The 357-nt window shown below is 70.6% G+C and carries 1 protein-coding gene; it reads right to left on the bottom strand.

Features of this window, described 5'->3' with window-relative positions:
- Positions 1 to 357 (bottom strand): acyltransferase domain-containing protein (locus DEH69_RS22790; protein WP_113688877.1); only part of this gene is annotated, 357 nt, incomplete at both ends.

Here is a 357-nt window from a genome sequence, read left to right on the forward strand (position 1 = left end):
CTTCCACCGCCCGGCCAGCGCCACCACGGCCTGCTCGTCGCCGGAAAGCACCACAGAATCCGGGCCGTTGACCGCCGCGATATCCACCCCGTCGGTCAGCAGCGGCAGCACCTCCGACTCAGGCGCCCGCACCGCCACCATCACACCACCCTCAGGCAGGGCGCCCATCAGACGACCACGCGCCGCCACCAGCACACACGCCTCATCCAGCGACAGCACCCCCGCCACATGGGCCGCGGCGATCTCGCCGATCGAATGACCGGCGAGGAAGTCGGGTGTGATCCCCCACGACTCGACCAGCCGGAACAGCGCCACCTCCACCGCGAACAGCCCGGCCTGCGCGAACTCCGTCCGGTT

Origin of the sequence: Streptomyces sp. PT12 (assembly GCF_003311645.1) — a bacterium.
GTDB lineage: Bacteria > Actinomycetota > Actinomycetes > Streptomycetales > Streptomycetaceae > Streptomyces.